A 24,545-nucleotide genomic window follows, 5' to 3' on the forward strand; every position below is an offset into this window, starting at 1 on the left:
CGGCCCCGAGACCTTCAGCCAGTCCTCCAGCTCCTCCTCGGAGTCGTCGAGCCCGGCCCAGGAGCCTCTGACGGATCTGTCCGACCTGCCGCCCGCCTGGTCCGGGCGGCGCGCACTGGCCTGGCCCGGTGTTCCGCTGCTCGTCGCGCTCGCCCTGTGGGTGTACGCCATGCGGCACACCGACGTCTCGCGGCTCGACGACTACGGGCTGGTCACCGCGCTGCACCCGGCCTTCTGGGCCGGTCTCGTGGTGCTCACGACCGGCTTCTGGTGCACGGTCCGCGATCCGCGCCGGCCGGGCGCCTGGGCGGCGGCGTACGTCCTCGGGCTGCTGGTGATGGAGCGGGCCACGCAGGCCGTGCTCTACCCGACCCCGCTGTACGCCTGGGCGTGGAAGCACGAGGCGGTCATCGACCATCTGCTGACGGCAGGCGGTCTGCAGACGGCCGACCAGGTCGGCGACATGGCGGTGTACGACCAGTGGCCCGGCTTCTTCGCCGCGCAGGCCGCCCTGACGCGGCTGCTGGGCGTGGACTCGGCGGCGATGTACATGGCCTGGTGGCCCCTGGTCTCCAGCCTGATGCTGCTGCTCCCGCTGCTGCTGATCTACCGCACCTTCACCGAGGACCGGCGGCTGATCTGGACGGCGGTCTGGCTCTTCTACGTCGCGAACTGGGTCGGGCAGGACTACTTCTCCCCCCAGTCCGTGGCCTACGCGCTGCATGTCGGCGTCCTGGCCCTGGTGTTGCGCCGCTTCGGCCGGTCCGCCGTGCGGGGCGGGCGGCCCCGGCAGGCCGTGTGGACGGTGCTGCTCGTCGTCATGGTCGTGGCGATCGTCATCTCCCACCAGCTCACCCCGGGCATGCTGGTCGTCTGCCTGCTCGCCCTGTGCCTGAGCCGCCGCTACCGCGACTGGGTCCCGGTCGTCACAACCGTCGTGATCTTCCTGGCCTGGTGTCTCACGGCCGCGCTGCCCTTCCTGTCCGCCGCGATGCCGGACATGATCCGCTCCGTCGGCGACATCGGCGCCAACGTGGAGACGGGGTACGGCGCCACCCCGACCGGCACCGGAGCGATCGCCACCTCCTGGGCGGCCCGGCTGCTGTCCGCCTCCGTCCTGCTGCTCGCGGCCGTCGGCGTCCTGCGCCAACGGGTGCTGCGGCACCGGGCCCTGCCCCTGCTGCTGATCGCGGCGGCCCCGCTGCCGATGTTCGCGGCGAGCAGCTACGGCAGCGAGATGATCTTCCGGGTGCTGCTGTTCATGCTGCCCGGCGCCGCGTTCTTCGCCGCCGCCGCGCTGCTGCCCACGGTCCGCACACTGGCCGCCGACGCTGCCGCGCAGGAGGCCGGCAGCCGGCAGACCGCCCCCGTGCAGACCCGCGGACGTGGGCTCGGCACCTGGGTGGGGCTGACCGCGCTGCTCGGCGGGACGCTGGCGTTCGTCCCCGCCTACTCGGGCAAGGACCGGATCAACTACTTCCCGCCGCAGGAAGTGGCCCTCGTACGGCAGCTCTTCGACCAGGCGCCCGACGGCTCGCTCGTCGTGGCCGCCAACCGCAACTACCCGCTCGCGTACGCCTCCTACTGGAGCGTCGACCACTACTGGTTCCTGGACGAGGCCCGCAGCCACGTCGACCGGATCGTCCGGAACCCGGCCGGCACTCTCGCCGGCGACATGGCCGGGGTGGAGCGGCCGGCCCGGGCCTACTTCCTGCTCACCCAGGGGCAGCTGGCCAACTCCGAGATGAACGGACAGCTCGACCATGCCCAGCTGACCCGCATCCGGAAGTCCGTCGCCGCCTCACCACGCTTCCAGCTCGTGGCGGAGAACAGCGCCGGATGGCTCTACGTACTGAAACAGGCCGGAGGAGCGGAGCGATGACACCGCGGGAACTCATGGTCCGGATGCTGCCGCCGTTCAGCGGCTGGCTCGCGCTCGCCGCCCTCGCCCTGCCCGGCGGCTCGCCGCTGCGGGGCGTCGCCGTCGCCCTCTTCCTGGCGGCGGGCCCGGGCGCGGCCGTGGTCAGAGTCTGCGCTCCCGCGCTCGGGGAGCGGCCCGCCGAAGGCCCCGTCGAGCGCCGCGACCCGGACTTCGCCCGCCACTGCGACCTGCTGGAGCGGCTGATGCTCGTGCTGTTCGTGAGCATCGGCGCCGTGATGCTTGCCGCGACCGTGCTGATCGCCACGCACGCCTTCAGCGCGCGGCGGGTGCTGCTGACGCTGACGTTGCTGACCACACTCGCCGCGTTCTGTCCGCCGCTGCGCGCCTCCCCGCCGCCGAGGACGACACCGAGGACACCGAAGGGTTCTGCTCAGTGAGGTTCAACCGTCCCCACCATCCCTTTCGGCGTACGCCGGCCACGACCGGACAGCACCGCAGGAGGCCGCGGTCACACCAGGAGCAGCCGTCCGCCGGCCCGTTCACATCGAGCCGGCGCCGACTGCTGATCACGTCCGCCGCGATCGTCAGCGCGGTCCTGGTCGGCGTCCTCGCCCTGCGCAACGCCTCCGGGCCGGACGACCAGGGAGCAGCCGGTTCCCCAGCGGACTGCCGTCCCACGGCGCTCCTCGAACCGCCCTGCGGCGCCTGGTTCGGGGCGTTCGTGCCGCACGAGCGGGACGACCTGCCGGAGAAGGTGCGCGCCTACGAAGAGCGCGTCGGCCGCCGGCTCGACATCGTGTACACGTACCACGACATGTCCCTGCCCCGAGGAGCCCGCCGCGAAGGCCAGTTGCTCACCCCCGAGGAGCGGCGCGTCGGCGAGGACCATCTGCTGCTGCTGTCCTGGGAGAGTAAGTGGTGGGGCGGCACGAGGGAGCAGCAGCCGACCTGGAAGCAGATCGCCTCCGGCGAACTGGACAGGACCGTCATCGACGTCCAGGCCGAGCGCGTCAAGGACTACGGCAAGAAGGTGTTCCTCTCCTTCGACCTGGAGATGGACACCCGCACCCCGGCCAGCGGCACCCCCGCCGAGTACGTGAAGGCGTACCGGCACATCCACGACCGGTTCCGTCAACTGGGCGTCGACAACGTGGTGTGGACGTGGATCACCACCGGCTACCTCGACCATGCCGACGCGATGAAGCGGATGTATCCCGGCGACGAGTACGTCGACTGGATCGGCTACAACCAGTACAACTACTACCGCTGCCACAACACGGGCTGGCGCACCTTCGCGCAGACGCAGCATTCCGTGCACGACTGGATCCGCGAGCACATCTCCGACGACAAGCCGCTGATGCTCTCGGAGTTCGGCACCGCCGCGGACCCGTCCCGCCCGCAGCGGCAGGCCGAGTGGTACGCGCAGGTGCCCGGCGTGCTGAAGGACCTGGACGGCGTCAAGGCGGCCCTCCAGTGGAACTACCGCGACCCCGGGCCGCACTGCAACCTGGCCCTGGCGAACGACGCGGCCTGGGACAGCCTGCGCAAGGCGGTCGCCGACCCGTACTTCAACCAGCCGCTCACATGACTCAGGCAGGGATCAGCCGGCGAACTCGGGCCCGTGCAGCACCGCGCGGGCCCGCCGGTACCACCGCCACGCGATCGTCTTCGGCCCGTCCCGGTAGGGCGCGACCCGGGCACCGGCACCCGCCAGCCAGCCCTCGACATCGGCGACGGTGTGGGTACGCCGGACGATGAGCCGGGCGATGCGGTAGCGCTCGTCGCGGCCGGAACTGAGCGCGTGCCGTACGGCGGTCGCCGTCTCGTAGCCGGCCCGGGCCGACATCGCCCGCACCCGCGGGCTGTTGTAGCCGTGCGGATAGGCGAGATGGCGGACCTCGTGCCCGAGGGCGTCCTCCAGTACGGCCTTCGACGCGCGCAGTTCGTACGCCAGGTCCCTGCCGGACAGGGTGTCGAGCTGCGCGTGTGTGACCGTGTGGCTGCCGATCTCCATGCCGTGACGTTCCAGCTCCGCCGCCCGGTCCAGGGTCATCATCGGCGCGGGCGGCAGCAGGCTGCGGCCGCCCGGGGCGATGGCGCCGGTGGTGAGATAGGCGGTGGCGGGCAGCGCCCGCTTCGCCAGCGCCTCGGCGGTGGGGCCGGGCAGATCGGCGAAGCCGTCGTCGAAGGTGAGCAGCACGGGCCGGGGCGGCAGGGGCGCGCGCCCGGCCAGCTGGTCGGCGATCGCGCTGATCGTGACGGGCGTACGGCCGCTGCGGACCACGGCGTCGAGATGCGCGGCGAACTGCTGCGGCGTGACCGTGAACTCGGCGATCCAGCCGGGCGGATCGTCCATCACGCAGTGGTAGAGGAAGACCGGGATGGCCGGGGAGCCGACCGCACCCGGTGGCGCTATCGGCCCCTCGGCGTCCCGCGCCCCCCGCCGCGCCCGGCCGCCTCCCTGCCCGTCGTCGCGCGTACGTGCCGGCGTTCTCATCCCGCCCCCTCACCACGCGCGCGCAGCGCCCGCCGCGCGCGCAGATAGCCGACGGGCCCGTACACCATCCCCCGGCGCTGCAACCGCGACAGCCGGCGCGGCCAGGGATGCGTCCGTGTGTCGTGGTCGCCCGGCGTCCCGCCGCCCTCCGTCGCGCGTACGGCGGTCAGCGCGCGGGCGTGGGCGAGGCCCCGGGGCAGTTTCGCGAGGAACGCCGGCAGCAGCGCGGGCCGGTTCACGAGCACCGCGGTGAGATAGGCGGTGAGGCCGGCGCCGTAGCCGTACGCCTGCGTCTGAAGGTCCCGCCAGGTCTCCCGGTGGTGGTGCCACACCAGTGCGGACGGGGTGTAGCGCAGCCGGTGGCCCTCGGCGAGGACGCGGACGAAGCCGTAGAGGTCGTCGCCGCCCCGGGCGGCCGTGCCGGCACCGGTGGCCGGGTCGAAACCGCCGACGGCACGCAGGACGGCCGTCCGGAAGGCCATGTTGGCACCGGAGCCGAACCGCCCCGCGGTGAACGGGAACAGCGGCTCGTCGCCCGGGGGGCGCGCCGGGTCGTACGTCCTTGGAGTGAACCCTTTGGCGAAGCCGCCGTGGCTCTCCAGCAGCACCTGGGCCGGGGTGGTCAGCCGCGCCGGCAGGATCAGCCCGGTGCTGCACCCGAGTCCGGGGTCGGCGGCGAAGGGCGTGGTCAGCTCGGTCAGCCAGCGCGGATCGGCGACGACGTCGTCGTCCGTGAAGGCGACGACATCACCGTGCGCGGCCGCGAGACCCGTGTTGTGCGCGACCGCGAGGCCGGGCACCGGCTCGCGCACGTACCGCACGCGCTCGCCGTACTTCCGCTCGACCAGCTCCCGCGTCTCGCTCGTCACCGGAGCGTTGTCCACGACGACGATCTCGAACCGCGGATGGTCCTGCGCCAGCAGCGAGTCCAGCGCCCGGGCCAGCTGCCCGGCACGCTCCCGGGTGGCGACGACGACACTCGCGTACGGAGGCGCACAGGCCGCTGCCCGCGCCCGCGCCGCGGGGACGGCTTGCGCCCGTGCCGTGGGGACGGCTTCCGTCCGCCCGGTGGGGACGGCCTCCGTCCGTGCGGCGCCCACGGCTTCCGCCCGCTCCGCGAGCATCGCCTCCGGCCGGTACGCGGGTGCTGTCTCCGGCCGCTCCGGAGGAACGGCCTCTGCCCGCTCCGGGGGAACGACTTCGGCCCGTTCCGGGAGGCCTGTCTTCGCCCGTTCCGGGGGAACGACTTCGGCCCGTTCCGGGAGGCCTGTCTTCGCCCGTTCCGGGGGAACGGCTTCCGCCCGTTCCGGGAGGCCTGTGTTTGCCCGTTCCGGGGGAATGGCCTCTGCCCGTTTCGCGGGAACGGCTTCCGCTCGTTCCGAGAGGCCCGTCTTCGCCCGCTCCGGGGGAACGACCTCTGCCCGCTCCGGGGGAACGGCTTCCGCTCGTTCCGAGAGGCCCGTCTCCGCCCGCTCCGGGGGAATGGCCTCCGGCCGCTCCGGGGGAACGGCTTCCGCTCGTTCCGCGAGGACCGTCTTCGCCCGCTCCGCGAGCACCGCCTTCGCGTCCGCGCCCTCCGGCACCCGTGCGAGCAGCGTCCCCACGGGGTGTCCGCGCTGTCTGACCAGGGCGAACACCTCGCCGTGCGTCACCGGCGGACTCCCCGGGCCCGGTCTGAGGACCGCCTCGTCACCGTCGAGGTCCAGCTCGGCGACCTGCACCGCCCCGATGTCCAGGAACCGCCGTATCTCCTCCTGCGCCCGTGCCGAACGGGCCATGGGGCCCCTCCCCCCTCGTCGTCAGGATCGTCGTCAGGTACGGCGCAGCCGGGCCGCGCCCTTCAGGGTCCGCGCGGCCAGCGCAGCCAGCCGTGGCCTGCCGCGGACGAAGCTGTGCGCGCGGCGCGCCGGCTCGCGGCTCAGCCAGTGCAGCGCCGCGCCCGCACCCGGACGCGTCACCGCCCCCTCGTACACGGGCAGTTCGCCCGTCTTCAGCGCGTCCTTGTACTCGGCCGCGCCCCGCCCCAGGTCGAGCATGCCGATGCCCTCGGCGGCCGCCGCCTCGGCCATGCGCAGGTGCAGCACCAGACCCGGCGAGTACTTCGCGAACTCCGGGTCGTAGGCCGGGAACCAGCAGGCCAGGACTGACGCCGAACGCAGTCCGAAGTGCGCGGCGACGGGCTGCTGACCGGCGTACAGCACGGACAGCGTGCCGGTGCACTCCGGTGCCCGGGTCTCGGCCAGCCGCCCCACCAGCCGGGTGATCCACTCCTGGGCGAACCGGTCCCGGCGGCCCGTCCTTCGGTACTGCGCCGACTTCCACTCCATGAGCGTGCGCAGCGCGGCCGGTTCGCGTTCGTCGAAGACGAACCGCAGTTCGCCGACCTGCCGGCCCAGCCTGCGCTCCTTGGCCAGGGTGGTCTTCAGGAACTTCGGCGACTGGGCGCGCAGCACCGACTCGTACGTCTCGTAGCCCTTCTCCACGTCGATGACGTAGGTGGCGTGCTCCTCGGCCGCGTGGGGGACGAACAGCCGCTGTTCGGCCTCCAGGTTGTCGAAGGCGAAGCTCGACAGCGCGCAGCCCCGCAGCAGTTGGCCCGTGTCCAGACGCAGGCCGGGCCGCAGGATCGCGCCCTGCGCGTCCGAGACGCCGAGTCCGATCGCCCTGCCCTGCCCCAACGGGCCCCGCTCATGGGGCAGGAAGCCGGCCGGCTCCAGCCCCTCGTACACCACCGCGACCCGCGCCCGGGGCCTCACCAGGCCGACGGCTTCGGTGAACTCCGGTTCCATGAAGGGGTTGCGCGGTGTCTCCGACGCCGCGCGCAGCGCGCGCCAGCGCTCCTTCTCCCCCTCGCCGAGCTCCCCGGGCACCCCCACACGAACACGCCCACTGCTCAACTCGACCCCCCGATCAAGTCCCCCCTGGACACATGGAAGGTACCGCCCGAGACGCCCTCGGCGGTAGGTAGCGGGCGATGTTGTTGCCAACCGGTGCAGAGGCCTTCAACCGGGCACACGGTGTGCGCCGCGCGATGAAACGGAGGGGCGCGCTGTCCGTATTCTCTGATCATGGCCGCACCCATCGCATATTCACTCATCGCCACCGATCTGGACGGGACGCTGCTGCGCGGCGACGACACCCTGTCCGACCGGTCCCTCGCCGCGCTCATGCGGGTGGTGGACGCCGGGGCCCAGCACCTCGTGGTGACGGGCCGGCCGGCACCGAGAGTGCGGCCGCTCCTGGACGACCTCGGCTGCGGGGGGCTCGCGGTGTGCGGGCAGGGCGCGCAGGTGTACGACGCCGGTGCGGACCGGCTGCTGTGGTCCATCACCCTGGACCGGGAGCTGGCGGAGACCGCCCTCGGCAAGATCGAGGCCGAGGTGGGGCAGGTGTACGCCGCGGTCGACCAGGACGGGGTCGACGGCCTCACGCTCATCGAGCCCGGCTATCTCATGCCGCACCCGACCCTGCCGGCGGTACGGGTCGACCGGCGCGACGACCTGTGGGGCGAGCCCATCAGCAAGGTGCTGCTGCGGCATCCCCACCTGTCGGACGACGAGTTGGCGACGACGGCCCGCTCGGTTGTCGGTTCACTGGCGACGGTGACGATGTCGGGGCCCGGCACGGTCGAGCTCCAGCCGTGCGGCATCACCAAGGCCACCGGCCTGGCGCTGGCCGCCGAACACCTGGGGCTGCGGCCGGCGGACACCATCGCCTTCGGGGACATGCCCAACGACATCCCGATGTTCGACTGGGCCGCCCACGGTGTCGCCATGGCCAACGCCCATCCCGAACTCAAGGCCGTGGCCGACGAGATCACCCTGTCGAACGAGGACGACGGCATCGCCGTCGTCCTCGAACGACTGCTGGACGGGACGGCTCAGTACGGGCCGTTGACGTTGTCGATCGAGCCGTAGCGGGCCGCCGCGTAGTTGCAGGCCGCCGTGATGTTGGCGACCGGGTCGTACGGGTCGAAGGAGGTGCCGGCCACGTGGTAGGCGGCGAAGGTCGGGTCGATGACCTGGAGCAGACCCTTGGACGGGGTGCCCTGGGCGGCGTTGGAGTCCCAGTTGTTGATCGCCTGGGGGTTGCCGGACGACTCGCGCATGATGTTGCGGTAGATGCCGTCGTACGAACCCGGAATCCCCTTCTGCGCCATGATGTCCAGCGCCTCGCGGATCCAGCCGTCCAGGTTGTCCGGGTAGGTCTTCGCGGAGGCCTGGGTGGCCTGGGCGACGCCACCCGCGGGCTTCGCGGCCGGCTTGGCGGGGGCGGAGGACTTGGTCGCCGTCTTCGTCGCGGCGTCCGCCTTGGCCGTCTTCACCGTGAGCTTCAGACCCGGGTGGATCAGCTGCGGGTTGTCGCCGACGGCGGCACGGTTGTCCTTGTAGAGCTGCTTCCAGCCGCCCGGCACGTCGTATTTGTCCGCGATGCGGGCGAGGGAGTCGCCCTTGGCGACGGTGTACGTGAGGGACGTGGCGGGCTGGGCCGCCTGCGGCACGGACTGCGCGACGGTGGGCGCGCTCCGGGCCGGCTCGGCGGCGCCGGCCTGCGTCGCGCCGATCAGCGGCAGGGCGAGGGCCGCTCCGCCGGTGCCGATGGCCACGACACGACGGGTGAGCCGACTGGTTCTGGTGCGACGGTGCTTGCCTCGGGGCATGGCGATGTTCCTCTCCGCCGCCTGCGAGGTGAGCTGTCGGGTTCGGGCCGGGAGGTGCCCGGCCGCCCACGGCGCTGTCGCTCCGTGGGCGGCTTCACCCCGAGCCGGTCCGCTGTGCGGACCGGCGACGTACCTGGGTCCCCCGCTCCTGCCCTGCGTGAGTGGGTGGGTTCGTGTGGGAAGTCCGGGCGGGGGCAGGATTCGGCGTCCGCCGGACAGGCCCGGAACGTATGCGAGAGCACATGTCGGGAACAAGCACCGGAGTCACATATCGAGTGGTTGACCTTGGTCAGGGGCTTATGGGGCACTTGATCCTTTGCTGAAGCCAAGGCTCAACTTGCGTGCGGCGGAAGGGGGTACGGGCCGGTGCCGGAGTGGGGCGTCACAGGGGATAACGTGATTCAACTCACTGATCACGAGTCCTTGGGGCAATGTGCGCGAAGGGGATTCGCTTACCTATTGCGGCAAATCGCACATAGGCCATTACCTCCCGGTAAGTCGATAAATGTCTGCTCTTATGAGCTGATCAAAAACATAGCGGTCGTGATCGGATACCAACCGGCCTGTAACCCTGGGCGCTGGTGGTGATCGAAAGGTGACCGGATACGCTGACTCGAGTGATGGCAGCGACCTATCGACAAACCGTGTGATCACCGGCAGACACAGCAGACAGGAGACCCCTCGTGACCGACGTCGGGCCGTTCGGGCTGAGCGTGCGGGACCAGGCTCTGGAAGCCGATGTCCAGACCGGGTTGGCGGCTGTCGAGGAAGGCTTGCTCGAGGCCACCAAGAGTGAGGTGCCCTTCATCACGGAGGCCGCCCAGCACCTGGTCCGGGCCGGCGGCAAGCGGTTCCGTCCGCTGCTCGTGATGCTCACCGCCCAGTTCGGCGACCGGTACGCGCCCGGGATCGTGCCGTCGGCCGTCGTCGTGGAGCTGACCCACCTCGCCACGCTGTACCACGACGACGTGATGGACGAGGCCGCCGTGCGGCGCGGGGTGGCGAGCGCGAACGCCCGCTGGGGCAACTCCGTCGCGGTCCTCACCGGTGACTTCCTGTTCGCCCGCGCCTCGCACATCCTGGCCGACCTCGGCCCGGAGGCGGTGCGGGTACAGGCCGAGGCGTTCGAACGGCTGGTGACCGGCCAGATCCTGGAGACCGCCGGACCGCAGGACGGCCGCGACCCGGTCGAGCACTACCTGGACGTGCTGGGCGGGAAGACCGGCTCGCTGGTGGCGGTGTCGTGCCGTTTCGGCGCGATGATGTCCGGCGCCGACGAGACGGTCGTGGATGTGCTGACCCAGTACGGCGAACGGCTCGGCGTCGCCTTCCAGCTCGCGGACGACGTCCTGGACATCGCCTCCGACTCCCACGAGTCCGGCAAGACGCCCGGCACCGACCTGCGCGAGGGCATCCCCACCCTGCCGGTGCTGCGGCTGCGCGAGCGCGCGGCCCGGCTCGGACTCGCGGACGACATCGCCCTGTGCGAACTGCTGGACTCCGATCTCACCGACGACGACCGGCACGCCGAGGCCCTGCGCCTGCTGCGGGCCCACCCGGCGCTGGAACAGGCCCGTCGGGACACCGTCCGCTACGCCCAGGACGCCCGCTCGGCACTGGCGCCGCTGCCCGAGTGCGCCGCGAAGACGGCCCTGGTGGAGCTGTCGGACGCGGTGGTGCACCGGGCCGGCTAGCGCGTTTTCCCCCACGACCCCTACGGGTCGGGGGAGAAGCCGCCCTGTCGTGTCATACCGCAGCAGTACGTGGAGTTGAGCCCCGGGTCTGACGTATCTCGCCCGCCGATTTGGTCAGATGGTCACCACGGAAAAACACCACTCCTCACCAGTTCGGGTGAGAATGGCGGCTCAGGGACGAGTGCGTGCACGACACGGACAGCCGCCGCCGACCACGGAGGTAGGGCACACATGGCACCGTACGCATCCGACGACAGCACGACCGCCGGGGAGGTCGACGAGCAGCGCTCCGGGCGGCGCAAAGCCGCGCGGTACATCGTCCCGGTCACGGTGGTGGGGGTGGCGGCCGCGACGATCGGGCTGGTCCCCGCACTCGCCGACTCCGGTGACCCCGACCTCCCGAAGATCACCGCACAGCAGCTCATCGAGAAGATCGCCAAGTCGGACGTCCAGCAGCTGTCCGGCACCGTGAAGATCAGCACGGACCTCGGCCTGCCGGACCTCGGCGGGCTGGAGAGCAGCCTGATGTCCGGTGCCGCGAGCCCGGACCGGGGCGGCTCCTCGGCCGACCCGACGGCCAAGCTCACGGAACTGGCCTCCGGCACGCACACCCTGCGCGTCGCGGCCGACGGCCCGGACAAGCAGAAGCTGTCGCTGCTGGAGAACGCCGCCGAGTACAGCATCGTCCACAACGGCAAGGACGTCTGGGGCTACGACAGCAAGTCGAACGAGGTCTACCACGGTACCGCCTCCGACAGCCCGGAGCGCGGCAAGGACCAGCAGCCGCCGGCCACGCCGAAGGACTTCGCCGAGGAGGCGCTGAAGGCCACCGGCGACACGACCTCCGTGACCGTGGACGGCACCGCCCAGGTCGCCGGCCGGGACGCCTACAAGCTGGTCATCAAGCCCAGGCAGTCCGGCTCGACGGTCGGCGCGGTCACCGTGGCCGTGGACGCGAAGACCGGCATGCCGCTGAAGTTCACGCTGACCCCGGCGAGTGGCGGCGCCGCCGTCGTCGACGCGGGCTTCACCAAGGTCAGCTTCGGCAAACCGGCCCCGTCGACCTTCGACTTCACCCCGCCCAAGGGTGCGAAGGTCACCGAGGAGAAGGACGCCGGCAAGGACTTCCGCAAGGGCTCCGGCAAGGAGTTCGGAAAGGGCTTCGAGAAGGGCGGGCCGCGCGAGCACGCCCCCAAGGCCGGGGAGCACCCCGGCAAGGGCCCCGACGGCATGAAGACCATCGGCGAGGGCTGGAGCTCCATCGCCACCTTCGACACCGGCGGCGAGGGCGTGCCCTCGGGCAAGGCCGGCGGCGAGTTCGGCGGCTTCATGGACTCGCTCGGCGACAAGGTCACCGGCAAGTTCGGCTCGGGCACGGTCTTCTCCACCCGCCTGGTCAACGCCCTGATCACGGACGACGGCAAGGTCTACGTGGGCATGGTCACCAAGGACGCGCTCGTGAAGGCGGCCGACACCGGGAAGTAAGTCCCGAACTCCCGCGGGACTCGGAGAGAACGAGGAAGCCGATGGGCGACGCGTCCGCCACGGAGCCGGAGCAGCGGGGCGATCCGGCCGGGGAACCGGTCATTGCCACCCGCGCGCTCACCAAGCGCTACCGCGGCGGACAACTCGCCGTCGACGGCCTCGACCTGACCGTCCCGGCGGGCAGCGTCTTCGGCTTCCTCGGCCCCAACGGCTCCGGCAAGACCACCACCATCCGCATGCTGATGGGCCTCATCGAGCCCACCTCCGGCACGGCGACGGTGCTCGGGCAGCCCATGCCCCGGGCCACCCGCGCCGTGCTGCCGCACGTCGGCGCCCTCATCGAGGGCCCGGCCCTGTACGGCTTCCTCTCCGGCCGCGACAACCTCATCCGGTACGACTCCGCCGACCCGGCCGCCGATCCGCGCACCCGGAAGGCCCGGGTCGCCGCCGCGCTGGACCGGGTGGGCCTGACGGCCGCCGCGGGCAAGAAGGCCAAGGCCTACTCGCTGGGCATGAAACAACGCCTGGGCCTCGCGGCCGCACTGCTCCAGCCGCGCCGGCTGCTCGTGCTCGACGAGCCGACCAACGGCCTCGACCCGCAGGGCATGCGCGAGATCCGCACGCTGATACGGGAGCTGGCTTCGGACGGCACGACCATCTTCCTCTCCTCTCACCTGCTCGACGAGATCGAGCAGGTCTGCACGCACGCGGCCGTGATGACGCAGGGCCGCCTCATCACCCAGGGCGCGGTCGCCGAGTTGTCCGCCGGGGCACGCGGCCGGCTGGTGGTGACCACGCCGGACCCGGCGGAGGCGGCCCGGGTGCTGAAGGAGCAAGGCGTCGGCGACGTCGTCGTCACGGACGACCGGGTGACCGGCGAACCACCGGAGCACGACCTCGCCGAGGTGAACGCCGCGCTGGTCACGGCCGGTGTGCGGGTCCGCGGCTTCACGGTCGAACGTGCCTCGCTGGAGGACGCGTTCGTGGCGCTGACCGGGGAGGGTTTCGATGTCGCGGGCTGAAGCCGCAGGGGCCGTACGGCCGGTGAGTCCGCTGTGGACCTTCGGGCTGCTGCGCAGCGAACTCACCACCACCTTCCGGCGCTGGCGCACCCTCGCGCTGCTGGCCGTGCTGGCGGGCGTGCCCGTCCTGGTCGGCATCGCCGTCAAGGTGGAGACGAGCGACGGTTCGTCGCCCGGCGCCGGCGGGGGACCGGCGTTCATCTCGCAGATCACGAACAACGGCCTGTTCCTCGTCTTCACCGCGCTGGCCGCCACCCTCCCGTTCTTCCTGCCGATGGCGATCGGTGTCGTCGCGGGCGACGCGATCGCCGGCGAGGCGAACGCCGGCACGCTGCGCTACCTGCTCGTCGCCCCGGCCGGCCGCAGCCGCCTGCTGCTCACCAAGTACGCGACCGTCGTCATCTTCTGCCTGGCCGCCACCCTCGTGGTGGCCGTCTCCGCGCTCACGGTCGGCGCGCTGCTGTTCCCGCTCGGCGATCTGACGACCATCTCGGGCACACAGATCAGCTTCGCCGAAGGCCTGGGCAGAGCCCTGCTGATCGCCCTGGCCGTCGCCGCGTCACTGATCGGCGTGGCGGCGCTCGGGCTGTTCGTCTCGACGCTCACGGGCAGCGGCATCGCGGCGATGGCGACCACCGTCGGTCTGCTCATCACGGTCCAGATCCTCGACCAGATCCCGCAACTGCACGCCCTCCAGCCGTACTTCTTCTCCCACTACTGGCTGTCCTTCGCCGACCTCATGCGCGAACCCGTCTACTGGGACGATCTGGCGAAGAACCTCGGCCTCCAGGCCCTGTACGCGGCGGTGTTCGGCTCGGCGGCCTGGGCGCGCTTCACGACGAAGGACATCACCGCGTAGCGCTCCGTGCTCGTGGGGCTGAGCCCTCGTAGCACTCAGTCCTCGTAGCACTCAGTCCTCGTACACGAACCGGGCCAGGGGCGCCTCCTGCGCGAAGAACGTCTTGGCCCGGGCCAGCGCCTCGGTGTCGTTCAGCACGTCACCGGGCTTGCTGCCGTTGCCGAGCAGCACTCCGCCGAACCGCATCTCCATGTACGCGGCCGAGTTGTTGAGCGTCCCGGCCAGCGGGTCGGCGACCTCCGGCTGGGTGTGCGCGAGCGCGGTGACGCCCCACAGGGTGCGTCCGGCCAGGGTCGCCTTGAAGTCGAGGCCGGGCGTGCGCAGCCAGCCCGACCAGTAGTCCAGGTAGCGCTTGGTGTGCGCGGAGACCGAGTACCAGTACAGGGGCGAGGCGATCACGATGTCCGTGGCCGCGAGGGTGGCGTCGAGCAGCAGTGCCACGTTGCCCTCGGTCGGGCGGACGTGGTCGCTGTCGTGCCGCAGGTCCTCGAAGTCGGGCACCGGATGCTCGGTGAGGTCGATCCACTGCTGTTCGACGTCCGTGGGGAGTTGCTCGGCGGCCGCGCGGGCCAGCAGTTCGGTGTTGCCGTCGGCACGGGCGCTGCCCAGGACGAAGAGGAAGCGACGGGTCATGGGTGTCCCCCAGAAGATAGGCGCGCGTCAATTACACGCGCTTGCATCATATGCGTACGCATCTAAATCCGCCAGGGGTCCTCCGGAGTGTTCAGGGGTGCTCTCAGGGGTGTCCTCAGCTCCCGACGCGCAGCTCCGCCTCCCGTGCCACGGCCAGCAGCAGCACCTCCCGGCCGTGCGGCGCCACCAACTGCAGCCCGGCCGGGCAGCCGTCTTCGCCGAAGCCCGCCATAAGGCTCAGCGCCGGATGCCCGCTGAGATTGAACGCCCAGGTGAGAGAGGTGGAGTAGCGGTCGCCCGGGCCGTCGTGACCGTGCGGTGGGGTGGGCGTGGTCGGCGTCAGCAGCAGTTCCGCTTCGCCGAACAGCGCGGCCAGCCGCCGGTCGTTCTCCGCCCGGACGCGGTGGGCTTCGCCCGGGTCGGCACCCGGGGTGCGCAGGGCCAGCCAGGCGGACCCGGGGTCCGTGAGCCGCAACGGCACCCTCGGCCGTACGAGCCGTACGACACCGGCCGCCGCGAGCCGTTCGACCGCTGCCCGGGCGAGCGCGACGGGCTCCGGGTCGGGCCCGGCGAAGCCCAGGTCGGACGACCACACGGCCGTGACGGGAAGCGGTGTGCCGGCCGGCACCGGCTCCTGGGACACCACCCGCCACCAGGCCGCCGCGTCCGACGCCGAGCGGGCCAGCACACCGGGCACGGTGAGCCCCGTACGGTCGGCGGAGGGCAGCCGTCCGGCCGTGGTCTTCAGGCCGGTCACCCCGCACCACGCCGCCGGGATCCGCACCGACCCGGCCCCGTCGCCGCCCGTCGCCAGCGGCACCAGCCCGGCCGCCACCGCCACCGCGGCCCCGGCCGACGAGCCGCCCGGGGTGCGGTCCGCCCGCCACGGGTTGACGGTCCGGCCACGGGCGCCCAGCCCCCAGGTCTGCCAGGGTGTTCCCGGCCCGGGGACGGAGGTCGCGCCCACGGCGATGCAACCGGCCGCGACCAGCGGCCCCGCCGCGCGCAGCCCGTGCCGCCCCTTCACGGCGATCGGCACCCCGGCCAGCGGCAGCGCTTGACTCTTTCGGGGGACATCCCCGGCCCGCCGGCCGAGCAGCGCGTCCACCTCGCCCGCCCGCCGCAACGCCTCCTCGCGCCACACCTCGACGAACGCGCACAGCTTTGGATCGGCCCGCTCGATCCGCTCCAGCGCCGCCTCTACCACGTCGACCGCGCGCAGCTCCCGGGCCCGTACGCCCGCCGCGATCTCCCCGGCCGACAGGGACACCGCCGTCAGTGCGCCGCTCCCGTCAGCCGGACCAGTGCCGAGGTCTCGCGCGGCGGCCGCCCCAGCTCGCCCAGCCGCCAGGCCGGCACCCACGGCACCCGGTACACGTCGATGACCGACTCCAGGGACTTGACCCGCTGGGCGAGCGGACGCGGCAGCCGGCCCGGGGCGTCCGCCACGAGGACGACGGCGTCGAGATCCAGCCCGGTCGGGGCCTGGCCGCGCCGGAAGATCTCCACGGCGCCGGCGACCGTGTCCAGACCGGCCGCGTGCGTCCGCGCCACCAGCAGCACCGACGAAGGGTCGCCCGGGCCGGGCCAGGCGCGGCCGCTGTCATGACCGCCGTAGACCGCGGCGAGGGTGGAGACGCCCGCGCCGCCGTGCGTGCCGACCCAGGAGAAGCGCCGTGCCGCGGCATGGGCGTGAGCGGGCTCCGGCGGCCCCGGCTCCTGGTGGGTCACCGGGCCGCGGATCCAGATCTCCGGCCCCTGTCGCATGCCTGTCTGCATGCCCCTCTCCTCCCTCGTACTGCCGATCCTCATGCCAAGCGGAACGATCCATGCCGGGACCTGGAACCCTTGGGACGAGCCTGTGACACCGCGGTGACGTGAGAAACGGGAGCGAGCGGACACACTCGACAGTAGGACGACGCCGAATGAGGGGACGATGGCTCGACTCAGCCGCGAGAAGAAGCGGGAACAGAAGCAGGCCGCGCACGCGGTGACCCCGGCGGCGCCGATCGACGTCCGTGTCCCTGCGGCCGGAGCCGACCCGGCAGGGGCGGACCCGGCAGGGGCGGGGCCGGGAGCCGGCGCGGGGGGTGCCTCGGACGGCGCGTCGGTCGGCGGCGTCCCCGTCTTCGCCGCCCCCGGCGAGGAGATCCAGCAGGCCGTCCTGAACCGTCTGCACCACATCGCCCTGGCCACCGGCCATCCCGTCCTCGCCACGATCCACGACGAGCGCATCGGCTACGTCGTGCCGCTCCAGGTCGACCCGGACGGCTCCAGCCGCTTCACCGCCGAGCCGGTCCGCACGGCCCCGCCGCAGGACGCCGTCGTCGCGGGAACGCCCTCGATGGACGCGGTGACGGAGCCGCCCGGGCCGACACCGCCCGGGCCGGAGCCACGGCACCCGCAGGACGACAGGGCCACGCACGTCCTGCGCCCCGTGCCGGAGGCCGGCCGCGGCACGGCACCGACCTTCCCGCTGCGGGCCGTTCCCGAGCCGCAACCGGCCGATCACCCCGCACCGACGTTCGAGCTGCGCGCCGTACCGGAGGCACCGCACCCCGAGCCGGAGGACACACCCCCGGGCACCGTCGCACCTCCGACCGGCGAGTTCGGCCCGCCCCCGGTCATGGACGTCCAGCCGCTCCCCGTCCCCGGAACCGGCCCGGCCCCGCACCGCAGGCGGGAGCCCGAGCCGATGTCCGAGGCGGAGCTGCTCGCGGCCGAAGCCGACGCCAGGCCGACTCCCGCCCGGGGCTTCGACGCCGTCGCGGAGGCCGTGCTCGGCGACGAACCCCTCGGCGCCCCGGGCGACCCCGCCGCCCCGGCCCTCCTCGCGGAGCCGGTCGCGCGGATCAACGAGGCAGTCAAGGAGGGCCGGATCGACGCGGCGGCCGGGCTGGCGGACCAGACCGTCGCGGAGGCGTCGGGCACGCTCGGGCCCGAACACCCCGAGGTGCTCCGGCTGCGCGAACTGACCGCGTACATCTCCTACTTGGCCGGCGATCCGCTCCGCGCCTTCCGTCTCTCCCTCGACCTGGCCGGCGCCCGCCGCCGCACGGGCGACGCGGAGGCCGCCTACGGCAACGTGCACAGCGCGGCCACCGCCTGGCGCGCCGTGCGCGACCCGGCGGTGGGGCTGGAGCTGGGGCGGGACCTGATCGGCCTGTGGACCGAACTCGCCGCCGAGGACGGCCCCGCCGCCGAGGACATCGAGCAACTGGAGTCGGCCCGCGCCCGCATGGGCCGCCTGACGGAACGCGCCCGCACCCGGTAGACACCGCTACTGGGAAAGCTCCCACACCGCGTACGCGACCGCGTCGCTGTTGCGGTCGAGGGCGGTGTCGTCGATGTTGGCGGTGGTGTCGCAGGAGGAGTGGTAGCAGCGGTCGAAGGCCCGCCCGGCCGTACCGCCCCACTTGGCCGCCTGCGCCGCCGTCTTCGTCCGGCTCGCCCCGGTGAACAGGCCGCCCACCGGCACCCCCGCGCTCTTGAAGGGCGCGTGGTCGGAGCGGCCGTCGCCCTCGGTCTCGATCTCGGTCGGGACGCCGAGGCCGCTGAAGTAGTCCTTGAAGGTCTTCTCGATCGCCGGGTCGTCGTCGTAGACGAAGTAGCCGGGGTTCGGGGAGCCGATCATGTCGAAGTTCAGATAGGCGCTGATCCTCGAACGGTCCCCGGTGGTGAGCCGGTTGACGTAGTTCCGGGAACCGACCAGGCCGAGTTCCTCCGCGCCCCACCAGGCGAACCGCAGGTGCTTGGCGGGCTTGTACTGCGCCCGGGACACGGCGAGGGCGGTCTCCAGGACGGCGGCCGAGCCGGACCCGTTGTCGTTGATGCCGGGCCCGGAGGAGACGCTGTCGAGGTGCGAGCCGGCCATCACGACCTGGCCGGCGTCACCGCCCGGCCAGTCGGCGATCAGGTTGTAGCCGGTGCGTCCGGAGGCGCTGAACTGCTGGACCGTGGTGGTGTACCCGGCCGCGTCCAGCTTGGCTTTGATGTGGTCGACCGAGGCCTTGTAGCCCGGGCGGCCGTGCGCGCGGTTGCCGCCGTTGGCCGTGGCTATGGACTGGAACTGGGCCAGGTGGGCCTTGACGCCCGCCAGGGGTATGTCGGGTGCGGCGGCCGGTCTCGGGGGAGCGGACGCGGCGTCCGCCACGGCACCGCCGGTCAGCAGCATGGCGGTCGCCACGGCACCCGACGCCAGGGCACGCGCGGAAACGGAGAGCTTCATGTGGGGGCTCCGGATTCCATGGGGAAGCCCGTGGGGTGTCCACGGGCAGCCCACAGTGAATGGGGTGCCTGGATGGTGAAGCTGCTACTGACTCTCCGTCAAGAGACGTATCCGGCCAGGGCGTTGACCGGCACCGGACCGCCGGGCCCCCGGGACGGTCACTGCACGCAGAACTCGTTCCCCTCCGGGTCCGCCATCACGACCCACGCGCCGCCCTGCTCCGCCACCCGCCGCAGCACCCGCGCGCCGAGCCCCTCCAACCGCGCCACCTCCTCCTCGCGCCGCCCCTCGCCCGGGTGCAGATCGAGGTGGAGCCGGTTCTTGACCGTCTTCGCCTCCGGCACCCGCTGGAACAGCAGCCGCCGCCCCAGCCCGGTCCCGCTCTCCTCCTCGAACGGGTCCTCGGGGTGCCGTACGGCCACCAGGTCCCGGAAGGCGCGGCGGCCGTGGAACTCGACCGTGGCCTCTTCGGGCAGGGCACCGAAGCCGAGCAGCTTCTCGATGAGGGCGCTGTTGTCCTCGGCCTCGTACCGCAGGGCGGCGGCCCAGAAGTCGGCCTGCGCGTGCGGATTGTTCGCGTCGATGACGATCTTCCAGTGCACGGGGGCGGGTGCTGCCGGGGTCTGTGTCATGTGACCAGTTATACGGCGCCCCGGCCTCCTAGGGCGTGGCCTCCGCGGCCCGTGCCCTTGCCTCACGGGTGTCGTACGCGCTGCGGGCCGCCGCGATCTCCTCCTGGTGCCGCTCCGTCCAGGTCACCAGAGACTGGATGGTGGTGTGCAGCGTCCGGCCGAGGGAGGTCAGCTCGTATTCCACCCGGGGCGGCACCACGGGGTGCACCGTCCGCTTCACCAGGCCGTCCCGCTCCAGCGACCGCAGGGTCACCGTCAGCATCCGCTGGCTGACCCCGTCGATCTCCCGGCGCAGCTCCGTGAAGCGCAGCCGCCGGTTGTCCAGCAGCGCGATGACGAGCAGCGACCACTTGTCGGCGATCCGGTCGAGAATCTGCCGGACCTGGCAGTCCTCGCGGGTGTCCCACTGGAAGGGGTCGGCATCGCCGTAGTCCACGGTGCCCACGCGGTTACTCGGTGACTTCGAAGTGCCTTCTTCCATGTCTGTCGATGCTGCCGCAGGGTGGTCGTGGTTACAAGAGGGAACCGACCCTCGCTTGCGTAACCGACCTTGACAAGAGGAGTGTTGATTCATGGGCACCCGTGCCTGGGCGCTGCTGTTCGTCCTCTGTGGAACGATCTTCCTCGAAGGCATCGACGTCGCGATGATGGCGGTGGCGATCCCGGCCATCCGGTCCGACCTCGGGCTGGCCACCGACACCGCGGCCTGGGTGATGAGCGGCTATGTGCTCGGTTACGCCGGTTTCACCCTGCTGGGCGGCCGGGCGGCCGACCTGCTCGGGCGGCGGCGGATGTTCCTGCTCTGGCTGACCGTCTTCCTCGCCTTCTCAGGGCTCGGCGGCCTGGCGACCGAGGGCTGGATGCTGGTCGTCGCCCGCTTCGTCACGGGCGTCGCCGCCGCCTTCATGACCCCGGCCGCGCTCTCCCTGATCACGACCTCGTACGCGGAGGGCCCGCGCCGCAACAAGGCCCTGCTGGTCTTCGCCGGCACGGGCGCGGCCGGCTTCTCCCTCGGCCTGGTCATCGGCGGTCTGCTCACCGAGCTCGGCTGGCGCTGGGTGTTCTTCGCGCCGGTGCTGCTGGCCGCCGCACTGCTCGTGGCGGCCGTACGCCTGGTGCCCCGGCAGGACGGCCCGCCCGCCCGCCGGCGCGGGTTCGACCTGCCCGGCGTGATCACCGCCGCCGGCGCCATGCTGCTGGCCGCCTACACCGTCGTACGCCTCGAACACGGCCTGCACGACTGGCCGCTCACCGTGGTCTCCGGTCTCGCGGCACTCGCCCTGGCCGGTGCCTTCGTCGTGGTCGAACGCCGCTGTCCGGATCCGCTCGTCCGCCTCGGCATCCTGCGCCAGGGCCCGGTCGTGCGCGCCGACCTGGGGGCGCTGCTCTTCCTCGGCGCCTTCTTCGGCTTCCAGTTCGTCATAACGCTGTACCTCCAGGAAGTCCGCGGCTGGTCGCCCCTGCAGACGGCGGTGGCCCTGATCGTCATGGGCGCCGACGCCGTCCTCGCCCCGACGCTCACCCCGAGACTGGTCGCCCGCTTCGGCAACGCCCAGGTGATCGTCGGCGGCTTCGTCCTGGCCGTGATCGCCTACGGGCTGTTCCTGCCGGTCGGCATGGACTGGTCCTACGCCGCGATGTTCCCCACCCTGTTCCTGTCCGGCGTCGCCTTCGCCCTGGCCTACGGGCCGCTGACGATCGCGGCCACCGACGGGGTCACCGGGTCGGAGCAGGGACTGGCCGGCGGGCTGCTGACCACCGCCACACAGTTCGGCTCCGCCATCGGCATCGCGGCGGTGACCGCCGTCTACGGCCTGGCGTCCACCGGGTCCGGCCCCGAGGCCACGCTGTCGGCGTTCCGGGCGGCGCTGACCGTGCCGGTGGCCCTGGTGGTGCTGGGCACGCTGATCTCGCTGGTCAGTGTGCGGGAGGCCCGGCGGGCGGCGCGCAGGGCGTCCCAGGTGAGCAGCGCGAGCGCCAGCCACACCAGCGCGAACCCGGCCCAGCGCTCCGGCGGCATCTCCTCGTGGAAGTAGAAGACGCCGAGCAGGAACTGGGAGACCGGCGTCAGGTACTGCAACAGGCCGATCGTGGACAGGGGCACGCGGATGGCGGCGGCGCCGAAGCAGACCAGGGGCAGCGCGGTGACGATGCCGGCCGAGGCGAGCAGCGCCGCGTGCCCCGCGCCCTCGGCGGCGAAGGTGGACCCGCCCCGGGCGCTCAGCCACACCAGGAAGCCGAGCGCGGGCAGGAACTGGACCGCGGTCTCGGCGGCCAGCGACTCCACGCCGCCGAGGTTCAGCTTCTTCTTCACCAGCCCGTACGTGGCGAAGGAGAAGGCGAGACAGAGGGAGATCCACGGGGGCCGGCCGTAGCCGACGGTCAGCACGACGACCGCCGCGGCGCCGGTCCCGACCGCCAGCCACTGCACCGGCCGCAGCCGCTCCTTCAGCAGCAGCACGCCCATCGCGATGGTGACCAGCGGGTTGATGAAGTACCCGAGCGAGGCCTCGACGACGTGCCCGGAGTTCACGGCCCAGATGTACAGGCCCCAGTTGAGAGTGATGAAGGCCGCGGCGACCGTGACGAGGCCCAGCCTGCGCGGCTGCCGCAGCAGCTCACCGGCCCAGGCCCAGCGGCGCAGCACGAGCAGGGCGGCACCCACGAAGACCAGCGACCACACCATCCGGTGGGCCAGGATCTCCATCGCCCCGGCGGGCTTCAGCAGGGGCCAGAACAGCGGAACGAGCCCCCACATCCCGTAGGCCGCGAAGCCGTTCAGCAGTCCTATGTGCCGCTCACCCCTCGGCTTGCCGCTCACGGGCCCCTCCTCCGTACGTGTGTTCCGCGTCCACGACGGTAACGCCGAGCGCCCCCGGCTGTCATGCCCGTATCGGTATACGGTCATGACAGCCGGGGGCGTTGGCGTCTCAAGGGCCCGCCGGGGGAGTTCAGCCCTTGAGTGCCGCGGTGATGGCCTCGGAGAACGGGGTGGTCGGGCGGCCGGTCAGCCGGGACAGATCTCCGGTGGAGACGACCAGCTCGCCCTTCTCGATGGAGGCGTCCACGCCCGCGAGCGTCTGCGCCAGCGGCTCGGGCAGGCCGGCGCCGGTCAGGATCCCGGTGAGCACGTCGGTAGAGACCGCGTTGTAGGTGATCTCCTTGCCGGTCTGACGGCTCAGCTCGGCCGCGTACTCGGCGAAGCTCCACGCGGTGTCGCCGCCCAGCTCGTACGTCTTGTTCTCGTGGCCCTCGCCGGTCAGCACGGCGACGGCGGCAGCGGCGTAGTCGGCGCGGGAGGCGGAGGAGACCCTGCCCTCGCCGGCGGCGGCCACGACCGCGTTGTGCTCCAGCACCGGGGCGAGGTTCTCGGTGTAGTTCTCGTGGTACCAGCCGTTGCGCAGCAGGGTGTAGGGCACGCCGGAGTCCAGCAGCAGCTCCTCGGTGCCGCGGTGGTCGTCGGCGAGCGCGGCGGTCAGCGTGCCCGGGGCGCTGGTGTAGGCGAGCAGGGCCACACCGGCCGCCTTGGCGGCGTCGATGACGACCTTGTGCTGCTGTACGCGGCCCTTGTCGAACTCGTTGCCGGAGACCAGCAGCACCTTGTCACCGGCGGAGAAGAGTCCGTCGAAGGAGGCCGGGACGTTGTAGTCGGCCGAGGCGATCTTCACACCGCGCTCCGCGAAGTCGGCGGCCTTCTCGGCGTTGCGGACGACCGCGGTGATCTGCTCGGCGGGGACCTTCTCCAGCAGCTGCTCCACGACGTGACGGCCGAGGTTTCCGGTGGCTCCGGTGACGACGATGCTCATGAGGGTGACTCTCCTTGTGGGGTTTGCGATGGCACTAACCCTACGAGAGGCGCTAACTCTTGGAAAGTACCCACTTTGAAGTAAGGTACTGGCATGACAGTAAGTAATGGCGACGCCGAGGCCCTGTGCCCGTACCGGCTGGTGCTGGAGCACGTCACCAGCCGCTGGGGCGTGCTCGTGCTGATCGAGCTGCTGGACCGCCCGCACCGGTTCAGCGAGCTGCGCCGGGCGATCGGAGGCTACGGGGGCCGGGGCGTCAGCGAGAAGATGCTCACGCAGACGCTCCAGACCCTGGAGCGCGACGGCCTCGTCCACCGCGACGCTAAGCCCGTGATCCCGCCCCGCGTCGACTACTCCCTCACCGACCTCGGCCGCGAGGCCGCCGAGCAGGTGCGGGCCCTGTCGACGTGGACGCACCGGCGCATGGGCGACGTGGAGAAGGCCCGCCGGGCATACGACGAGGCCCGGGCCGCATCCTGAGACGGTCCCGGGCCTCGATCTTCGAGGGGCGGGCTCAGCCGATGACGGTCCAGGTGTCGCCGCCGGCCAGCAGCGCGGCCAGGTCGCCCTTGCCGTGCTGTTCGATGGCCGTGTCGAGCTGGTCGGCCATCTGTGTGTCGTAGACGGGGCGGTCGACGGAGCGCAGGACACCGATCGGGGTGTGGTGCAGGGTGTCCGGGTCGGCGAGGCGGGACAGCGCGAACGCCGTGGTCGGGGACTCGGCGTGCGCGTCGTGCACGAGCACCTGGTCCTCGTTGTCCGGCGTCACCGCCACCACCTTCAGATCACCGGTCGCCGGGTCCCGGACGACGCCCTTGGCCAGGTCGGCGCCGAAGCGGATCGGCTTGCCGTGCTCCAGCCGGATCACGGCCTCCTCGGCCCGCTGCTTGTCCTTCAGGGCGTCGAAGGCGCCGTCGTTGAAGATGTTGCAGTTCTGGTAGATCTCGATCAGGGCCGTGCCCTGGTGGGCGGAGGCCTGGCGCAGCACCTCCGTGAGGTGCTTGCGGTCGGAGTCGACCGTCCGCGCCACGAACGACGCCTCCGCGCCGATGGCCAGCGACACCGGGTTGAAGGGCGCGTCCAGCGAGCCCATCGGCGTCGACTTGGTGATCTTGCCGACCTCGGAGGTCGGCGAGTACTGGCCCTT

At 72.0% G+C, this 24,545-nt stretch carries 22 protein-coding genes, 2 pseudogenes and 1 riboswitch; of the genes and pseudogenes, 11 read left to right on the top strand and 13 right to left on the bottom strand.

The genetic code is table 11. From position 1 onward, the window contains the following. Nucleotides 1-67: 67 nt before the first annotated feature. From ACFZDA_RS38730 to ACFZDA_RS38740, 3 genes are read left to right on the top strand one after another with little or no spacing between them, the layout of a single operon-like run. Entirely contained in the window at nt 68-1,882 is a 1,815-nt protein-coding gene (locus ACFZDA_RS38730; RefSeq protein WP_391090778.1) for a glycosyltransferase, read from the top strand. Continuing rightward, nucleotides 1,879-2,319 carry a hypothetical protein gene (locus ACFZDA_RS38735; RefSeq protein ID WP_391090727.1) on the top strand — a complete coding sequence of 147 codons (441 nt, stop codon included), beginning with the start codon at nt 1,879-1,881 and terminating at the stop codon, nt 2,317-2,319. Before ACFZDA_RS38730 ends, ACFZDA_RS38735 begins: the two co-directional genes overlap by 4 nt. Beyond that, a complete protein-coding gene (locus ACFZDA_RS38740) occupies nt 2,316-3,470 on the top strand; it encodes a glycosyl hydrolase (RefSeq protein WP_391090730.1) in 1,155 nt (384 codons plus the stop codon). The genes ACFZDA_RS38735 and ACFZDA_RS38740 overlap by 4 nt, the downstream gene beginning before the upstream one ends. A gap of 12 nt (nt 3,471-3,482) precedes the next feature. Here the strand turns inward: ACFZDA_RS38740 and ACFZDA_RS38745 are convergent, their stop codons facing one another. From ACFZDA_RS38745 to ACFZDA_RS38755, 3 genes and pseudogenes are all read right to left on the bottom strand, one after another. After that, nucleotides 3,483-4,238 carry a polysaccharide deacetylase family protein gene (locus ACFZDA_RS38745; protein WP_391090780.1) on the bottom strand — a complete coding sequence of 252 codons (756 nt, stop codon included), beginning with the start codon at nt 4,236-4,238 and terminating at the stop codon, nt 3,483-3,485. A gap of 137 nt (nt 4,239-4,375) precedes the next feature. Next, a pseudogene (locus ACFZDA_RS38750) lies at nt 4,376-5,422 on the bottom strand (glycosyltransferase); the annotation flags it as partial. Between the two features lie 768 nt (nt 5,423-6,190). Further along, the gene (locus tag ACFZDA_RS38755; RefSeq protein ID WP_391090732.1) at nt 6,191-7,276 is read right to left on the bottom strand and encodes a GNAT family N-acetyltransferase; all 1,086 of its coding nucleotides are present in this window, start codon (nt 7,274-7,276) and stop codon (nt 6,191-6,193) included. A 171-nt stretch (nt 7,277-7,447) separates the two neighbouring features. Between ACFZDA_RS38755 and ACFZDA_RS38760 the strand changes: the two genes are divergently transcribed. After that, the gene (locus tag ACFZDA_RS38760; RefSeq protein WP_391090734.1) at nt 7,448-8,296 is read left to right on the top strand and encodes a Cof-type HAD-IIB family hydrolase; all 849 of its coding nucleotides are present in this window, start codon (nt 7,448-7,450) and stop codon (nt 8,294-8,296) included. On the opposite strand, the gene ACFZDA_RS38765 is transcribed toward ACFZDA_RS38760, so the two are convergent. Continuing rightward, the gene (locus ACFZDA_RS38765; RefSeq protein WP_391090736.1) at nt 8,260-9,039 is read right to left on the bottom strand and encodes a transglycosylase SLT domain-containing protein; all 780 of its coding nucleotides are present in this window, start codon (nt 9,037-9,039) and stop codon (nt 8,260-8,262) included. The genes ACFZDA_RS38760 and ACFZDA_RS38765 overlap by 37 nt on opposite strands. Nucleotides 9,040-9,042: 3 nt before the next feature. Continuing rightward, nucleotides 9,043-9,217, bottom strand: a riboswitch (cyclic di-AMP (ydaO/yuaA leader). Between the two features lie 505 nt (nt 9,218-9,722). Here ACFZDA_RS38765 and ACFZDA_RS38770 point away from each other — a divergent pair. The 4 genes from ACFZDA_RS38770 (at nt 9,723) to ACFZDA_RS38785 (ending at nt 14,099) form a co-directional block, all read left to right on the top strand. Next, complete coding sequence (locus ACFZDA_RS38770; RefSeq protein WP_391090738.1) at nt 9,723-10,733, top strand: polyprenyl synthetase family protein; 1,011 nt, start codon at nt 9,723-9,725, stop codon at nt 10,731-10,733. 231 nt (nt 10,734-10,964) lie between these two features. Beyond that, the gene (locus ACFZDA_RS38775) at nt 10,965-12,218 is read left to right on the top strand and encodes an outer membrane lipoprotein carrier protein LolA (RefSeq protein ID WP_391090740.1); all 1,254 of its coding nucleotides are present in this window, start codon (nt 10,965-10,967) and stop codon (nt 12,216-12,218) included. Nucleotides 12,219-12,259: 41 nt separating this feature from the next. Beyond that, nucleotides 12,260-13,240, top strand: a complete 981-nt coding sequence (locus tag ACFZDA_RS38780) for an ATP-binding cassette domain-containing protein (RefSeq protein ID WP_391090742.1) — start codon at nt 12,260-12,262, stop codon at nt 13,238-13,240. Further along, complete coding sequence (locus ACFZDA_RS38785) at nt 13,227-14,099, top strand: ABC transporter permease (protein ID WP_391090744.1); 873 nt, start codon at nt 13,227-13,229, stop codon at nt 14,097-14,099. The genes ACFZDA_RS38780 and ACFZDA_RS38785 overlap by 14 nt, the downstream gene beginning before the upstream one ends. A 51-nt stretch (nt 14,100-14,150) precedes the next feature. On the opposite strand, the gene ACFZDA_RS38790 is transcribed toward ACFZDA_RS38785, so the two are convergent. The 3 genes from ACFZDA_RS38790 to ACFZDA_RS38800 all read right to left on the bottom strand — a co-directional run bounded on the left by ACFZDA_RS38790 (nt 14,151) and on the right by ACFZDA_RS38800 (nt 16,511). Then, nucleotides 14,151-14,732, bottom strand: a complete 582-nt coding sequence (locus tag ACFZDA_RS38790) for an NAD(P)H-dependent oxidoreductase (RefSeq protein WP_391090745.1) — start codon at nt 14,730-14,732, stop codon at nt 14,151-14,153. 115 nt (nt 14,733-14,847) lie between these two features. Next, on the bottom strand, nt 14,848-16,002 hold the full coding sequence (locus ACFZDA_RS38795; protein WP_391090747.1) for an amidase family protein: 1,155 nt from the start codon (nt 16,000-16,002) through the stop codon (nt 14,848-14,850). Nucleotides 16,003-16,007: 5 nt separating this feature from the next. Continuing rightward, nucleotides 16,008-16,511 (bottom strand): DUF6668 family protein, encoded by a 504-nt coding sequence (locus tag ACFZDA_RS38800; RefSeq protein WP_391090749.1) that lies wholly within the window; start codon nt 16,509-16,511, stop codon nt 16,008-16,010. 157 nt (nt 16,512-16,668) lie between these two features. Between ACFZDA_RS38800 and ACFZDA_RS38805 the strand changes: the two genes are divergently transcribed. Beyond that, nucleotides 16,669-18,006, top strand: coding sequence for a tetratricopeptide repeat protein (locus ACFZDA_RS38805; RefSeq protein ID WP_391090751.1), 1,338 nt, complete (start codon nt 16,669-16,671; stop codon nt 18,004-18,006). 6 nt (nt 18,007-18,012) lie between these two features. Here ACFZDA_RS38805 and ACFZDA_RS38810 read toward each other — a convergent pair whose 3' ends face one another. The 3 genes from ACFZDA_RS38810 to ACFZDA_RS38820 form a co-directional block, all read right to left on the bottom strand. After that, nucleotides 18,013-18,960: a M28 family peptidase gene (locus ACFZDA_RS38810; RefSeq protein WP_391090754.1), complete on the bottom strand. Its 948-nt coding sequence runs from the start codon at nt 18,958-18,960 to the stop codon at nt 18,013-18,015. Nucleotides 18,961-19,118: 158 nt separating this feature from the next. Further along, nucleotides 19,119-19,592 (bottom strand): VOC family protein, encoded by a 474-nt coding sequence (locus ACFZDA_RS38815; protein WP_391090755.1) that lies wholly within the window; start codon nt 19,590-19,592, stop codon nt 19,119-19,121. Nucleotides 19,593-19,620: 28 nt separating this feature from the next. Continuing rightward, nucleotides 19,621-20,073 (bottom strand): winged helix-turn-helix transcriptional regulator, encoded by a 453-nt coding sequence (locus ACFZDA_RS38820; protein WP_391090757.1) that lies wholly within the window; start codon nt 20,071-20,073, stop codon nt 19,621-19,623. A gap of 166 nt (nt 20,074-20,239) precedes the next feature. On the opposite strand from ACFZDA_RS38820, the pseudogene ACFZDA_RS38825 reads away from it, so the two are divergent. Beyond that, nucleotides 20,240-21,319 (top strand): annotated as a pseudogene (locus ACFZDA_RS38825) (MFS transporter); the annotation flags it as partial. An 80-nt stretch (nt 21,320-21,399) separates the two neighbouring features. Here the strand turns inward: ACFZDA_RS38825 and rarD are convergent. Then, entirely contained in the window at nt 21,400-22,413 is a 1,014-nt protein-coding gene (rarD, locus tag ACFZDA_RS38830; protein WP_391090759.1) for an EamA family transporter RarD, read from the bottom strand. Nucleotides 22,414-22,543: 130 nt separating this feature from the next. Next, nucleotides 22,544-23,398 (bottom strand): NAD(P)H-binding protein, encoded by an 855-nt coding sequence (locus tag ACFZDA_RS38835; RefSeq protein WP_391090761.1) that lies wholly within the window; start codon nt 23,396-23,398, stop codon nt 22,544-22,546. A gap of 93 nt (nt 23,399-23,491) precedes the next feature. Between ACFZDA_RS38835 and ACFZDA_RS38840 the strand changes: the two genes are divergently transcribed. Then, nucleotides 23,492-23,878 (top strand): winged helix-turn-helix transcriptional regulator, encoded by a 387-nt coding sequence (locus tag ACFZDA_RS38840; protein ID WP_391090763.1) that lies wholly within the window; start codon nt 23,492-23,494, stop codon nt 23,876-23,878. Nucleotides 23,879-23,912: 34 nt separating this feature from the next. Here ACFZDA_RS38840 and ACFZDA_RS38845 read toward each other — a convergent pair. Beyond that, nucleotides 23,913-24,545, bottom strand: a 633-nt coding sequence (locus ACFZDA_RS38845; RefSeq protein ID WP_391090765.1) for a thiamine pyrophosphate-dependent enzyme, incomplete at its 5' end; no start/stop codon positions are given.

It is taken from the genome of Streptomyces sp. NPDC007991 (assembly GCF_042958445.1).
GTDB lineage: Bacteria > Actinomycetota > Actinomycetes > Streptomycetales > Streptomycetaceae > Streptomyces.